Below are 15,110 nucleotides of genomic sequence, written 5' to 3' on the forward strand. Positions count from 1 at the left end.
TCCTTTGCTTACTTTAAGCTATATTTATATTATGTAAAATGGAGAGGATAAAGTTTGTTTTTACTTATTATAAAATGGATTTACATAAATATGGTGATGCCTTTACATAATATAGAATGATATGAATTCCTTTGTATAGGGAGGTGATCCGATGTTCTTCAAAAAACGAAAAATCAGAAATAATAAAGACAAACAGACAGTGACTGAGAATGCACAAGATATTGGCCAGCTGTTTGCTAAGGCTAAAAAATCCAGTGATTTTAAACAATTTCCACTTACGGATGAACCGGGACATTTAATCATTTCTTACTACAATACACTGGTGGATCAACAACAACTCCAACTGAAAATCTTAATGATTTTCCGGGAGACCCCTTTTGAACTAGACAGGCTAGAGAAAATTGATGACATAAAGAAAATCATCGCAATAGAAGATATTGTAATAACGGATAATCGGAACGAAGCTGAATCAAAGTTACTTAAAGGGTATGCAATACTTCAAATGAAGGAAAATGATCAAAGGGTTGCTTTAATTCTCTTATCCAATGATAAAGCTGGATTGCGTGAACAAAATAACGTTGAAAATGAATTTAGTGTGGTGGGGCCACAAATTGGGTTTCTTGAGAATATTGATGTAAATATACATTTATTAAGACAACAAATAAATACAACTGATCTAATTACGAAAGAATTAAACATTGGTTCTACATCAAATACTCGAGTTATTATTGCTCATATTGATGGGATTACGAGTGAGCAGCATGTTAATACCATGACCCAACGGCTTCAAGATATTGATTTTGATGTCATTTTTGATACTGCTCTTCTGCATCAATTTATAGAAGATAATTCCCTTACACCGTTTCCTATGCTTCTTCCAACTGAACGTGTGGATAGGGCGGTTCAAGCTCTTATTAACGGACAAGTAGCTGTTTTAAGCAGCGGGTCGCCATATGTCATTACAGGTCCTTCTACGATCATTGATTATTTTATTTCACCTGAAGATTACTTTCTCCCATGGATTCTTGCATCTTTTTTTCGTTTAATACGGGTATTCAGTGTCCTTTTCTCCATTTTTGGAACATCTATTTATATAGCCGTTATCACTTACCATTACGAGATGATTCCAAACGATTTATTCGGTTCACTTAGTACTTCTCGTTATAATGTCCCGTTTCCCCCGGTATTAGAGGTGATTTTTCTGGAATTCACGATTGAACTTTTACGTGAAGCAGGAGTCCGTTTACCTACAAAGGTAGGACAAACATTGGGAATAGTGGGCGGTATTGTTATCGGCCAAGCATCAGTTGAGGCGTCCCTTACAAGTAATGTCTTACTCATTATAGTCGCCTTATCTGCCTTAGCTTCCTTTACTACCCCAATTTATAAAATGTCAAACACTATCCGTTTTTTACGTTTTCCTTTAATTTTCTTCGCATCTATTTGGGGGGGATTAGGTGTCGTTATAGGGATTGCCTTTTTAATCATTCACCTTACACGGTTAGAATCTTTAGGAACACCCTATACCGTTCCATTTTATCCTTTTAGGCCTGAGGATTTAACGGACAGTCTGATCCGTTCCTCTTATAGTAAAACATACAAAAGGCCAAGTTACTTACGTCCTAAATCAATTTGGAGATACCACCCGCATAATCACAAAAAAAAGAAAAGTGATTTTGATGAATAACCAGGAAAGGATAATAAAGGTGGATTAAATGAAATTATGTTTTCTGTTAACTTTCAGCTTAATTTTCTTTTTATCAGGGTGTGGTATAAATGAGAGGATTATTGATGAAGTTCAGATAATTGAAGCTCTAGGATATGATCGGGAAGAAGGCAAAATCAAAGGAATTGCTATTTATCCTATTTTCGCAGAGCAGGGAAAGGTCAAATTGAAGATTTTTAAAACGGTGGCTGATTCCTATGAAGACATACTCCCGAGAATGAATACAAAGTCAGCCTATCCTATTGAGACAGGAAAATTGGATTTTGTATTGTTCGGCAAGGAATATGCCACGAAAGGGATCGAAGATGTTATCACTAATTTTGCCCGAAATCCAAATACGGGGAGTCGAATGCAGTTGGGCATTGCTGAAAACAAAGCCGAAGATATAATTAAATCCAGTGAACATGTGAATGTTCCATTCCATTTAAGTGAAAAAATCAATCAAAACATTGAAAGAGGGAATTTGCCAAAAATGAATCTGCACATGTTTTTGAACAATTTTCATCAAGAAGGGAAGGATCAAATTTTACCTTATTTTATCCAAGAGGAAGATCAAATTAAAATTGACGGGTTAGCCCTATTAAAGAACGGGAAGTACATCAATCATATTAATTCAAGAAAATCCTTTTTTCTAAAAACATTAATTGATGGGTCTCAAAATGGGCAATATAAAGCCAAAATCACACAAAATAAAAAGGAAGGTTTTATTCTCTTAAAAAACATGGATGCAAAAACTAGATATACCGTTGAGAAAAGCGAAGGCATTCCGAGTATCTTCATCGATTTAACCATCCATGCAGAGATTGAAAAAGCATCATCCTGGTTTGATTTGAAAAAAGATAAAGATAATGTAAAATTGGAACGAATTTTAAATGAACACTTTAAAGAAGAGGTCCAACGTTTAATTTCACTTGTACAAGGATACAATGTAGATCCCATTGGGTTGGGAGAAAAAGTTAGAGCCACCACAAGAAATTGGGACTATCAACGGTTTATGGACATATACCCAGAAGTAAAAACCACTGTACACACAAATATTCACATCCTAAATACAGGTATTGAAGAGTAAGTCTGCAGATAAGAGGAGGAACCACATGAAATCACTACTAGACGAACGGCATTTAGTATCTTCCTTTTACGTTTTCTTTCTGATCTACACGAATATTATCGGCATAGGAATCATGAGTTTTCAACGAGATATAACGAAGGACGCAGGTTATGATGCATGGATTTCCATCATTTTATCAAGTATAAGCATTCATATACTAGTTTGGATGATCTATCGTATTCTTCGAATTGCTAATAATGATGTCATACATGTTCACAAATTTTACTTTGGAAAATGGATTGGCGGACTGTTCAACATTTTTGTGATTTTCTACTTTCTTATATTAGCTTTAATTGTTTTCCGTGTTTATATTGAAGTTGTTCAAGTTTGGCTGTTTCCCTTAATGAAGACTTGGCAAATAAGCCTCATTCTTCTAGTCCTCATTTATTACGTTGTATCCGGCGGATTCCGCGTTATTACTGGAATGTGTTTCTGGGGAACTATCATACCTTTTTTTATCCTGTTTCCCCTTAATTTTTTTTCATTGGAATTTGCCGATTTTTACAATTTATTACCCATCTTTAACCACTCTGTGAAGGAAATCGTATTATCCTCTAAAGCTATGTTGTTTCAGTTTGTTGGCTTTGAGACCTTATTCATGTTTTACCCATTCTTAAAGAATCCAGACAGATCACAAAAATGGGCCCATTTTGGACTTTTGTTCTCAAGCTTACTTTATCTAATAATAGCGCTCATCACATTTGTCTTCTTTAGTGAAAGACAATTAAACCATATAATATGGCCAACATTAGCTCAAATGAAAATTGCGAAATTCCCGCTAATTGAAAGAGTCGAATTTATCGTTGTTTCGTTTTGGTTACTTCTCATATTGCCCAATATCAGTGTAAAAATATGGGCAGGCTGTCGTGCTATTAAGAAAGTAATAAATGTGAAACAACGTATAAGTCTTTTCATTGTACTGGTCCTATTCTTTATTATAGCTAATGTCCTCAATGAGAGGAGTCAAATAGAGCGATTGAATGAAATGTATTCAAACATTGCTTTTTACTTTGTGTATCTATATATCCCTTTTCTCTTTTTGTACATTCATATTAAGCATAAAATAACTAAGTAGGATAGAGAGCTTCTAGAAACTTAGGATACAATCCGGCAGATCTTTTTGTAGGGATTCAACAGAAAATGTCAGCAGTTACATATATGAATACTTATATATTGAACATCTCCCGGCCTCTCACACTACCGTACGTACGGATCCGTATACAGCGGTTCAATTTTATGCTAAGCATGTACTTGATTGTTAATGTTGTACACAAGAAATTAGCTATAATGCAGCTAATCTCTTGTTTGTTACGGTCGTGCTAAGAATCCATGAGTGTGCCGTTCGCGTCACACCTTTACTAGTGTGACTATTTTTGTATGCTGTGTATTAATCCATCCCCAATTTAATTAAATTCTTTCGGCGGTTTTTGGCTGTCTTCCACTTGATCCATATATACACATTTGGATTGTCAACACTATACTAAACAGTTTTTATAAGGTGTCCAAGTTTATAGTCGGTAGTTCTTATGAAGCCTAACAATCCGTGAATTCGAATGAGATTAAACCACTGTATGTAATCCTTGTTAACTCTTCTAAACTGTTAAAATGGTAACGTTTAACAAACTCTGTCTTGATGATTTTAAACGTTGCTTCTGCCACCGCGTTATCATAAGGACATCCCTTCAACGATCATTTGATACCGAATATCTCCTGAGCGCCGTCGATCAGCCTGTGTTTGAATTCGTTGCCGCGATCCGTATGAAAATATCCCTGTTGATGGACGATAAAGCCCGGTAAATCAAGGCCGCATCTAAATTCGGGCCCGTGCTGAAGCCAATGATTTCGCGATTAAAGAGATCAATAAAGACACAGATGTACTGCCATTTCCCATTGACTCTTACATAGGTTAAATCGCTAGCCGCGACCATAAGCTCTTGGTCCTGGTCGAATTCAAGATTGAGATCGTTCTGTTGATTGGATTCATTACAGCTCTTGCTATGCGGTTTGAATTGGGCGACCGTATACGCCGAGACTAGTCCCTGTTTATCCATGATCCGGCCAATCCGGTCTCTGGACACCTGGTGAATAAGCTTTTTCAATTCAGCCATAATTTTTCGGGTTCCGCAGTACTGGCGGTTTTTATGGAAGATGTCGATAGCAGAGTATGTCAAATCATCTTCGGAAGCTCTCTCTTTTGCTTCATAATAGGAGGTGCTTCTGGAAAGCTGGAGGACTTTGCACATTGCTGATATCGAATTTTTGTACTGATTATTAATTATCACATTTACTTTCGTCCTAGTATCAGCGCGGCTTGCTTTAAAATGTCATCCTCCATTTGAAGCTGCTTATTTACTCTGGGTAGTTGAATCTGCTCTTTTTCATGTGAGAGAGGTTGTCTTTTTCTTCGAATGAACCGTTCATCAGGCTTTGGCTCACCCGCTTATCTTAAGGAAGAAGGCGTAAGGTCTCATATGCTATAGAGTTCCGTAAAAAATCAATTAAAAATTAAACTAGCCATGTAGGAAATTAACGGAATTGTGAGTAAAGACAACATAGTAGAATAAACGGTAGCCATAACCGCAGTCCCTTCATCATGGCCATATCGAGCAAATAAGACAGCAGCTATCATAAAGGTTGGCATTGATACCTCGACTAAAGCAATTAATTTAAGATCATTGGCGATAGGTATCCATTGTAAGACAGCAAGCATTATTAAGGGAAAGACCAACAGTTTCATCAGAAGCGAAATACTTATGAAACGAATAGGCAGTTCCTTCTTTTCCTTGAAAAATGCAGATATTAATAAACCAATGTACAGCATTGCCAATGGGGCGGCTAAATTTGCTAATGCAGCTGCTAAATTTTTTACAAGAATTGGCGGTTTATACCCAATCATTGCAGTGGTTAACCCAACCACAATGGCAAAAATCGGAAGGTTGAGCAATGCTTTAAGGCTTCTTAATGAAAATTTCCCCTGCTTATTCAATAGCACAGTTACCAATGTAAAAACGATTACATCAAGACCTGCATCAAATATTGCCGCTAATAAGCCTCCCGAAGGCCCAAACAATGATGTACATACAGGAATGCCGATAAATCCGGTGTTCCCCAAACCTGCCAGGATGGCTAATTTTCTGGATTTCACTGAACGAAAACCAAACACTATTGCACACATCCAACCCAATCCGATACCAACCGTATTGAAAAGAATCGAAAGCAAAAAAAGAGTTATCATTTTTGAAAGTAATTGATCATTGATTTCAATAGTAAATATTCCATTTAAAATAATGGAAGGCAACGCAATATTGAGAATGATGATAGTAAGCAGGTGTTTTGATTCTTCTGTTACAGCGAAGGTTATCCCCACTATCACCCCAAATAAAATAATGATTGCCATCATGCTTACTGCTGACAGAACTGCTGATATATCCACCGCTCATCCCCCAGTCTACAAGTATAATTTTTCTTCCATTATTTTAATATTTTGAGAAAATAAGAAAAGGGAAAGCAATTTTCTCACTTTCCCCAAATTCCAATATCTTGCCCTTGTATATATGGCCATGATTATTATACTCTTTATTCATCATTGTCTTTACTTAGCTTTTTTTATTCAAGCCAATCGGTCTAACATCCGTGAACTCTCTACAATACGTTCAACAACAGCATTTCCGATTTGAAGAGATGCCGTTGCTGCAGGAGACGGGGCATTGCAAATATGCAGCGAATTTTTCCCCGAAAATATTGCAAAGTCATCCACCATGCTTCCATCTTGCATAAGAGCCTGTGCCCGCACGCCGGCATGTGTTGGAATGATGTCCTTCTCCGTCAACTCAGGAATTAGGCGTTGGAGGCTATGCAAAAAGGCCTGTTTGCTGAAAGAACGTACATATTCCTTTATGCCTTCTTTCATATTGGGCATGGCCATTTTCCAAAATCCAGGATATGTCAATACTTCGAACATATCCTTAACATTAATGTCTTTCTTGGTATATCCCTCGCGTTTAAAGGCCAATACCGCATTCGGCCCAGCGTGAACCTCGCCATTAATCATCCGGGTAAAGTGAACCCCGAGGAACGGGAAGTCCGGGTCGGGCACTGGATAAATCAAGTGCTTCACAAGGTGCCTTTTTTCTGGAGCCAGCTCATAATATTCTCCCCGGAAAGGTACGATCTTCATGCCGGTATTCATCCCTGTCATTTTTGCCACACGATCGCTGTGCAAGCCGGCACAGTTAATGAGAAAACGAGATTTTATTGTTCCTCGGTTTGTTTCTATCGTGACCCCGTCCGTCCCCTCCGCGATATTTTCCACTTTTGTGTCGAGACAGATGTCTCCTCCGCCTTCCTGGATGATTTCGGCAAATTTCCGGGAAACACCTTTATAATCAGCAATGCCCGTGCTTGGAACCCGGATGGCACCCAAACCCGCTACATGTGGTTCTATTTCAGACAATTCCTCAGATCCAATTTTAATGACTTCCAACCCGTTTTGAATGCCCCGGTCGAACAGGTTATTCAAAAGCGGCAGCTCTGCCGGATTGGTGGCGACAATCACTTTTCCGCATACATCATAATCAATCCCATGCTCTTGGCAAAATCGGACCATTGCTTTGTTGCCTTCGCGTGCAAATTTCGCCTTTAAACTGCCTGGTTTATAATAAATACCGGAATGGATGACTCCACTGTTATGGCCAGTTTGATGATGGGCCCAATCCTTTTCCTTTTCTATCATGACTATTTTTGTGCCCGGATACCGCTTCGTCAGCGCCATACCAGTAGATAAACCAATGATTCCTCCACCTACAATTGAAAAATCATACATATTATCCCTCATTTGCATTATGATAGATTCCTAGCTTTTAGGATTCGCTTGCAGTCTATCTAGTTTTATTGCCAGCTTTGGGAGGATTTTTGAAAATATTCAAATCAAAAGACCTCTAAGCCTTTATTGCCCTGTCCTAAAAACCCATCGAGATATATTTTTCCTCCAAGTATTCTTCAAGGCCTTGATAGCCGCCTTCCCTTCCCATGCCGCTCTCTTTCATGCCGCCAAATGGAGCCTGTGCAACAGTGGGAATTGCGTCATTAAAGCCAATGATCCCGAACTCCAGGGCTTCTGATACCCTAACGCCCCTGCTTATATTCTGTGTATAAAAATAAGCCGCCAGCCCGTACTCTGTATTATTGGCAAGCTCGATCACTTCTTCTTCTGTATCAAACGGGATGATTGGGGCAACCGGACCAAATGTTTCCTCGAATGTGATAATCATATCCTTGTTCACTCCACCAAGAACGGTAGGTTCATAGAACAATCCATCCGCCAATTCCCCTTTCACCCTTTGTCCCCCACAAAGAAGGCGGGCACCTTTTGCCAAAGCATCTTGTACATGTTCCTCTACCTTTGCCAGCCCGTCACTGCTGACAAGAGGCCCGACTTCAACTGTTGGATCAATACTATTCCCGACTTTAAGAGCTTGTACCTTTTCAACAAAAAGCTCAGAGAATTTATCGATGACAGAACGGTGGACGTAAATTCGATTTGCACAAACGCACGTTTGCCCTGTATTTCTGAATTTGCTTGCCACGGCACCAGCTGCTGCTGCTTCCAATTCAGCATCTTCAAAAACGATAAACGGCGCATGTCCTCCAAGCTCAAGGGAAAGTCTCTTGAGTTGTGGGGCTGACTTGGTAACCAGCATTTTGCCTACTTCAGTAGAACCGGTAAAAGAAATTTTTCTTACTACAGGATTTTCAAAGATTTCATCAGAGATAGGTCCGGCACTACCCGTTACTATATTAACCACCCCAGCCGGCACTCCAGCCATTTCTACTAATTTGCCAAATGCTAACGCACTAATAGGAGATTGTTTCGCAGGCTTCACAATGGCTGTACATCCAGCGGCCATTGCAGGTCCTACCTTCCTCGTCATCATAGCCAACGGGAAATTCCAAGGAGTAATTGAGGCTACCACTCCGATCGGCTGGCGGATCACCGTCAGCCTTTTATTTGCAGCAGAAGCAGGGATCGTTTCCCCATAAATCCGGCGTCCTTCTTCCGCAAACCATTCCAGGTAGCTTGCAGCAAAAGCCACTTCACCCTGGGCTTCTGTAAAGGGTTTTCCCATTTCTAGACTCATGATTTCTGCTAATTCATCTTTATATTCATGCATAAGATCATGCAATTTCTTTAGGTATTTACCACGTTCCTGAGCAGTCAATTTTGACCAGGTTTTAAACGCTTGCTCAGCAGCTGCAATTGCCCTCTGGGTTTCTTGGCGCCCGCCATTTGGGATTTTAGCCACCGCCTTCCCCGTTGATGGATTTACAACGGGTATGGTTTCTCCGTTCTGTGCCATTTTCCATTCCCCGTTTACATACATTTTCAGTTCAGTTAAATCGACTAATCGTCTAGTTTTCAGCATAAATAAGTCTCCTTTTTTTTACATATTTATAGTAATTTTCATTCTTTATCAAAATTTCAAAGTTGTTCGATCAATAAGGTAAGAACTGATCAGAGTCCTGAAACTTTCATTCCTCCGTCAATGTCCGAGTTGGTGGAAATCCTCTCATTTCTAAGAATGAAGGTATATCCCACAGCAGCAATAAGGCAAAGAACTACCGGTATAATCAGAGCTATATTGAAATTATTAAGCTTCGCTACTAAAATCCCTGTCGCGACTGGAGCTATCCAGCCAGAGAGATTCCCCACTAAATTTTGCAAGCCTGCAAGCTTTCCTTCCGCACCCTTTGGAGCAACATCTGAAACAGTAGCCCATAGAATGCCCGCAGCCAATCCTTCACCGCCGATTGCTATGGAAATATAAGTAAGTGCCATAATCGCGCTGTCTGTATAGATAGTCGGTATAATGGCTAATGGAAATAGCATGCCTATGGCTAAAACGGTTTTTCTGGCTTTGATCGAATTCCAGCCTCTTTTAATTAAGATATCCGACAGCACACCTCCCAGGATATTTCCCAAAAAGGACATAATCCAAGGCAGCATTGTGAAAAATCCTGCTTTTAAAAGTGTCATATCCCTCTCGACTACAAGATAAGTAGGAAGCCAGGTCATCATTAAATAAGTAAGATAGTTATGTGCAAACAAACCGAATAACATTGGGTAAACACTTCTGTATTTAAAGAATTTAAATGGTGAGATGTTTAGCGCCGGTGCTTTTTCCGCTTGAGTTTGCCCCTCTTTGATATAGGCCACTTCCGTCTCATTTGCGATCTTACTTTCCTTTGGATGGTTTTTGAAATAGAATAACCAGAATGCCAGCCATACAAAACCGAGGGAGCCAATTACCATAAAGGATGCTTGCCATCCCCAATTCTGGATAATCCATGCTAAAATCGGTGTCGTTATACCAATACCGATAGCAGTACCGGAATTAAAAATCCCGTTTGCAATGCCCCGTTCGTGTGACGGCAGCCAGTCTGAAATAACGCGCGTATTGGTTGGAAACGCTGGAGCCTCTCCGATTCCCATTAAAACGCGGATGCCGATCAGTACGCCAAGCGAACGTCCAAATCCAGTAAACACTGTACAAAGCGACCACCACACGATGGCGATGGAATACGTTAAGCGGGCCCCTAATTTATCAACGATTACCCCGACCGGAACCTGCATTAAGGCATACGACCAAAAGAACGCTGACCCTAATATCCCGAATTCAACCGCCGAAAGCGAAAGATCCTTCATGATCGAGGGCCCTGCAATCCCAAGAATTGCCCTATCCATATAGTTGATTGTTGTAGCGATAAAAAGGAGTCCTACCACAAGCCATCTTCCATTTGTCTTTTTCATATTTGCACCTCTTATTGAGAATTATATTAGGCAGAAAAAATGTTGCGGGATATTCATATGGCCCGATAAAAGTTGAAAAGGGTAAACAGTTTTGGAGTTTCCAGAAATTTTCAGAGGACTATTACAGTACAATGGCAGTAATATCGCCTTTACACTTTCATGATGGCCGGTTCCAGACTTTTGGGGCCGAAAGCATCCCGTTTGCCATTATGAAATCCTTCTAAATCTCCATCATAAGCCTTCTCAATTATCAATTTGATATCAGATGCCTTCGTCAGCCTCGGATTAACGAACACGTTACCGCTCCTCATGGAGTCTTCCACTAATTTCGGCAAAACGTCCAATGAGACTCCGAGCTCTTTAATATTAAGAGGAATATTCATACATTGATTCATCTCGATGACGGTATCTACTGCTTTCTCGGCTGCTTGCACGATAGATAAACCGCTTACATCCCTTCCTAAAGCTATCGCTATTTCTCTATACTGTTCCGCACATGCCGGCAGATTGAATTTCATAACAAATGGCAATAGAGCTGCATTTGCAATGCCATGCGGTATATTAAAGACTCCTCCAAATGTATGGGAAATAGCGTGTACATTGCCCAATCGGGACTGTGAAAAGGCTACCCCAGCTAACAGGGAGGCTACAAGCATGTTTTCCCTGCTTTCTAAGTCTGTACCCACAAAGTACGAACGTGTTAAATTTTCACCGATCATCTTAATCGCCTGCATGGCGAAAGCCTTGCTGACAGGGTTAGCTGATTTGGATGTGTAGGACTCAATCGCATGGGTTAAAGCATCCATACCAGTAGCTGCAGTAATCTCTTGAGGCAAACGCAAGGTAAGGGCAGGATCCAATATAGCTAGATTTGGAAATAATAGTGAACTAAGTACACCTAATTTAAAAGAGGCTTCCTTATTCGTTACCACTGTCGAATTAGTGGCTTCACTGCCAGTTCCAGCCGTAGTCGGGATTGCAATGATCGTGAGTGGAGAGTTGGAAATTTTTCCAACCCCTTCATAATCCAGGATATGGCCTGGATTAGTAGCCATTGCCGCGATTCCCTTGGCTGTGTCTATGCTGCTTCCTCCGCCTACAGCGAGAACTGCCTCAATCTTTTTTTGCCTAAGATACACAGTCCCCCGCTGGATTGTTTCAACTGATGGATTGGGCTCTACCTCATCGTAAATCTCAAAATAAAGGTTTGCCGAAGAAAGGGATTTTTCAATGCCTTGTAAGAGTCCGGCTGCTCTCACCCCTTTATCTGTAACAATGAGAACACTCGATACCCCTAAATCTTTAATTAGTTCCCCTGTTTTTCCAGATATTCCGTTTCCGCATTCCACTCGTGTCGGCATAAAATATGTAAAAGGCATAAGAGACATTTTGCAACTTCCTTTCATTTTATATTCTTATTAGATTGCGAAATTTTTCCGCTCCGGTCTGCAGTTCCTTTCTGATTTGTTAATATTAATTTACCCTAAGCTACGATAAGTGCTTTTAAGTTTTCGTTTATCTTACTGGCCGGGTGAAGCGGGACTCTAGTTTCCAATACAAATAATCTAATCTATAAAGCTTTTCTAAGTAATTCTTCTAAACTGCGCTGGGTTGGCACCCTTGGATTATTTCGAACAAGGCGATCAATCTGGAGGGTCTTCTCGGCAATAGCGGGAATATCCTCTTCTTTGATCCCAATCTCTGTTAGTCTTGTAGGCAGCCCAATTTCCCCAAGCAGGGCAAGCACAGCTTTTGAAGCGGCCAAAGCTGCTTCCTTATCGGATAGGCCATCCGAGTTCAGATGGAATGCCTGTGAAATTTTCATCATTTTTTCTGTTTCCACGGCTGCATTATACTCCATTACATACGGAAGCAAGAGCCCAGTAACTTCTCCATGAGGTGACTTCACAAGCCCGCCAATTGGGTAAGCCAGTGCATGGGCTGCTGCTGTACCTGCATTTGAAAAGGACATTCCAGCCAGCAGGCTGCCCATCAGCATATTGGAACGGGCCTCAAGATTGCTTCCTTGCTGCACAGCAAGCGGCAGATTTTTTGCGATCAATTCAATTGCCTTGTATGCGAGTGCATCACTGATGGGGATTGAACCTTGGAATAAGATACTTCCTTCTGCCTGGATAAATGCATAAGGTTTGGCTGTGTAGGCCTCTATCGCATGTGACAAAGCATCGATTCCGGAACAAGCTGTTACATAGGCAGGAAGCCCTAACGTTAATTCTGGATCGAGCAGAGCAACTGTTGGTCTTAGATAATTATCTGAGATACCAACTTTCAAATTATTTTCGACATCGGTCAAGACCGCTACAGATGTCACTTCTGAACCGGTTCCAGCGGTCGTCGGAATTGCTACAAGCGGGGCGATGGGTCCGGGTACCTGGTTTTCTCCTCCATAATAATCCAAAGGATGTCCGCCATGAGCGACAAGCAAAGCGACAATCTTTGCCATATCAATGCTGCTGCCTCCACCAAGGCCAATTACTGCATCAATATCCATTTGGGATTTAGCAAACTCATAACAGTCCATCGCCGAATCTACCGGCGGCTCCGGTACGACCTGGTCATAGATCACTGTTTCGTAATTTGCCTGTTCCAGCAATGAGGTAATTCTGTCGACGATACCTGCACTTTTGATTCCTGGGTCAGTAACGAGCAAAATGTTTTTCGCATTTAATCTTTGAAGGATCGAATCCAATTGCCCGATCGCCCCGTTTCCAAATACGATTCTTTCAGTAGAATAAAAATCCCATGTATTTCTCATGCCCCTTACCTCCAAATTCTATAGATTGATGACGACAAGTTTTTCGTCCGTCATTTCTTGAATGGCATAATGCGGTCCCTCTTTGCCAATTCCGCTATCCTTCACGCCGCCATACGGCATAATGTCAGCACGGTATGTGGAAACATCATTGATTATCACACCGCCAAATTGGAGTTCCTGTGTTGCCCGCATGGCTAAAGTGATATCCGATGTAAAAAAACCAACTTGTAACCCGAACTTCGTATCATTCGCCTGATGGAAAGCCTCCTCGATGCTATCGTAAGGAATAATGCTTATCACCGGAGCGAACACTTCCTGGCAGACTACCTTCATTTCCGGCTTCACATCTATTAAAATAGTAGGTTCTAAAATTGAACCCCGCCTTTTCCCTCCATATACCACATGAGCCCCAAGACGACTGGCTTCCTGGATCCATTCTTCCGCACGTCTTGCTTCTTTCTCGGAAATCATAGGGCCAATGTCTGTGGAAGAATCTGCAGGATTTCCGACCTTCAAGCTCTGTGCCACCTTGTCTGCCTTCTCCACAAACACATCGCAGATATCTCTATGAACGTAGATGCGCTGTACAGAGATACAGGCTTGACCTGCATTCATATACCCCCGCGTGACACAGAGCTCAACTGCCCTGTCTAAATCAGGGACATCTTTGTGAATGATGTTAGGGGAGTTATTCCCTAATTCCAAGGTAACCTTACGAATTCCTGTACTGCTCTTAATGTGCCTCCCTACACTGGGACTCCCTGTAAAAGTGAACATCGCAATGCGTTCATCCTCTAAAAGATATTGGCCTGTTTCCTGTCCCAACCCGTTAACCACATTCAGAAAACCTGCAGGCAATCCGGCTTCGGAAAAAATTTCTGCGATCTTGCATGCAATAAGAGGCGTCACTTCAGCAGGTTTCAACACAATGGTGTTTCCCGCTGCCAACGCAGGAGCTACCTTGTGTATAGTGAGATTGAACGGGAAATTAAACGGGGTAATCGCACCAATAACCCCAACAGGAACCCGGATGGTGAAAGCCATCTTATTGTCGTTTCCAGACTGTCCTAAAGGAACGCCTGTACCAGCAATCCGTTTTGCTTCTTCCGCTGAATTGATCATGGTTTGAATTCCTCTATCGATTTCCCCTCTGGCATCCTTCAATACTTTACCGACTTCCTGTACGAGAATCATTGCCAGCTCTTCTTTTCTTGCTTTAGCGATACTCGCTGCACGCATTAGAATCTCGTAGCGTTGAGTGGAATCTAGCTTTTTTTCATTAAAGGTTTCCAGGGCATTGGTTACTGCATCAGAAACAATTTTCCGGGATGCACTGCCAATCCGTGCAATTTCTTCTTTGGTATATTTGTTCATAACAGGGATTGTTTTGTGATCGGAGATCCAACTGCCATTAATGAAATGGCCATAAACTTCATTTTTTTTACTTACCGTTGTGTTCATTGTAATTCCCCTCCTCCTCTGTCCATTAAAGATCCATTCTTCTCATCTTTTTACTATTTTGGGCAGTTTCTAACAGGCAGATATAAAGCGCTTTCATTGTAATGAATTACTTTGCTCTAAATATAAGAAATGATATTCTCATATGTTAGTTAGTCTTTTCTGTACACATTCAACTAAATGAGCTATTGTAAATCATCCAAATAATATATAATCATTTTCAAAAATATATCAT

12 protein-coding genes are annotated in these 15,110 nt (G+C 40.8%); 3 read left to right on the top strand and 9 right to left on the bottom strand.

All coding sequences use genetic code 11. From position 1 onward, the window contains the following. Window positions 1–151: 151 nt before the first annotated feature. Genes BIV59_RS14580 through BIV59_RS14590 form a run of 3 tightly spaced genes read left to right on the top strand, consistent with a single transcriptional unit; the run spans window position 152 to window position 3,909 of the window. The gene (locus BIV59_RS14580; protein ID WP_083392191.1) at window positions 152–1,687 is read left to right on the top strand and encodes a spore germination protein; all 1,536 of its coding nucleotides are present in this window, start codon (window positions 152–154) and stop codon (window positions 1,685–1,687) included. Window positions 1,688–1,715: 28 nt separating this feature from the next. After that, window positions 1,716–2,795, top strand: a complete 1,080-nt coding sequence (locus tag BIV59_RS14585; RefSeq protein ID WP_071352201.1) for a Ger(x)C family spore germination protein — start codon at window positions 1,716–1,718, stop codon at window positions 2,793–2,795. 25 nt (window positions 2,796–2,820) lie between these two features. After that, window positions 2,821–3,909 (top strand): GerAB/ArcD/ProY family transporter, encoded by a 1,089-nt coding sequence (locus BIV59_RS14590; RefSeq protein ID WP_071352202.1) that lies wholly within the window; start codon window positions 2,821–2,823, stop codon window positions 3,907–3,909. Window positions 3,910–4,367: 458 nt separating this feature from the next. Here the strand turns inward: BIV59_RS14590 and BIV59_RS24465 are convergent, their stop codons facing one another. The 9 genes from BIV59_RS24465 to BIV59_RS14630 form a co-directional block, all read right to left on the bottom strand. Continuing rightward, window positions 4,368–4,493, bottom strand: a complete 126-nt coding sequence (locus BIV59_RS24465; RefSeq protein WP_170846161.1) for an IS3 family transposase — start codon at window positions 4,491–4,493, stop codon at window positions 4,368–4,370. A 65-nt stretch (window positions 4,494–4,558) separates the two neighbouring features. Beyond that, on the bottom strand, window positions 4,559–5,116 hold the full coding sequence (locus BIV59_RS24470) for an IS3 family transposase (RefSeq protein ID WP_083392192.1): 558 nt from the start codon (window positions 5,114–5,116) through the stop codon (window positions 4,559–4,561). Window positions 5,117–5,328: 212 nt separating this feature from the next. Further along, window positions 5,329–6,267, bottom strand: a complete 939-nt coding sequence (locus BIV59_RS14600) for an AEC family transporter (protein ID WP_071352203.1) — start codon at window positions 6,265–6,267, stop codon at window positions 5,329–5,331. 177 nt (window positions 6,268–6,444) lie between these two features. Beyond that, window positions 6,445–7,656: an L-2-hydroxyglutarate oxidase gene (gene lhgO / locus BIV59_RS14605; RefSeq protein WP_071352204.1), complete on the bottom strand. Its 1,212-nt coding sequence runs from the start codon at window positions 7,654–7,656 to the stop codon at window positions 6,445–6,447. Between the two features lie 136 nt (window positions 7,657–7,792). Next, complete coding sequence (locus BIV59_RS14610) at window positions 7,793–9,256, bottom strand: NAD-dependent succinate-semialdehyde dehydrogenase (RefSeq protein ID WP_071352205.1); 1,464 nt, start codon at window positions 9,254–9,256, stop codon at window positions 7,793–7,795. An 89-nt stretch (window positions 9,257–9,345) separates the two neighbouring features. Beyond that, window positions 9,346–10,641, bottom strand: coding sequence for an MFS transporter (locus BIV59_RS14615; RefSeq protein ID WP_071352206.1), 1,296 nt, complete (start codon window positions 10,639–10,641; stop codon window positions 9,346–9,348). 149 nt (window positions 10,642–10,790) lie between these two features. Continuing rightward, window positions 10,791–12,029, bottom strand: a complete 1,239-nt coding sequence (locus BIV59_RS14620) for an iron-containing alcohol dehydrogenase (protein ID WP_083392193.1) — start codon at window positions 12,027–12,029, stop codon at window positions 10,791–10,793. Between the two features lie 182 nt (window positions 12,030–12,211). Then, window positions 12,212–13,417, bottom strand: a complete 1,206-nt coding sequence (locus BIV59_RS14625; protein ID WP_071352207.1) for a hydroxyacid-oxoacid transhydrogenase — start codon at window positions 13,415–13,417, stop codon at window positions 12,212–12,214. 18 nt (window positions 13,418–13,435) lie between these two features. Next, on the bottom strand, window positions 13,436–14,878 hold the full coding sequence (locus tag BIV59_RS14630) for an aldehyde dehydrogenase family protein (RefSeq protein ID WP_071352208.1): 1,443 nt from the start codon (window positions 14,876–14,878) through the stop codon (window positions 13,436–13,438). Window positions 14,879–15,110: the final 232 nt, after the last annotated feature.

The organism is Bacillus sp. MUM 13 (assembly GCF_001866725.1).
GTDB lineage: Bacteria > Bacillota > Bacilli > Bacillales > DSM-1321 > Peribacillus.

What these genes read in the sequence shown, in the direction of transcription:
- BIV59_RS14580 (WP_083392191.1), top strand. Translation starts at nt 152, where the DNA reads ATGTTCTTCAAAAAACGAAAAATCAGAAATAATAAAGACAAACAGACA.
- BIV59_RS14590 (WP_071352202.1), top strand. Translation starts at nt 2,821, where the DNA reads ATGAAATCACTACTAGACGAACGGCATTTAGTATCTTCCTTTTACGTT.
- lhgO (WP_071352204.1), bottom strand. Translation starts at nt 7,656, where the DNA reads ATGTATGATTTTTCAATTGTAGGTGGAGGAATCATTGGTTTATCTACT.
- BIV59_RS14620 (WP_083392193.1), bottom strand. Translation starts at nt 12,029, where the DNA reads ATGTCTCTTATGCCTTTTACATATTTTATGCCGACACGAGTGGAATGC.
- BIV59_RS14630 (WP_071352208.1), bottom strand. Translation starts at nt 14,878, where the DNA reads ATGAACACAACGGTAAGTAAAAAAAATGAAGTTTATGGCCATTTCATT.
- BIV59_RS14615 (WP_071352206.1), bottom strand. Translation starts at nt 10,641, where the DNA reads ATGAAAAAGACAAATGGAAGATGGCTTGTGGTAGGACTCCTTTTTATC.
- BIV59_RS14585 (WP_071352201.1), top strand. Translation starts at nt 1,716, where the DNA reads ATGAAATTATGTTTTCTGTTAACTTTCAGCTTAATTTTCTTTTTATCA.
- BIV59_RS14625 (WP_071352207.1), bottom strand. Translation starts at nt 13,417, where the DNA reads ATGAGAAATACATGGGATTTTTATTCTACTGAAAGAATCGTATTTGGA.
- BIV59_RS14610 (WP_071352205.1), bottom strand. Translation starts at nt 9,256, where the DNA reads ATGCTGAAAACTAGACGATTAGTCGATTTAACTGAACTGAAAATGTAT.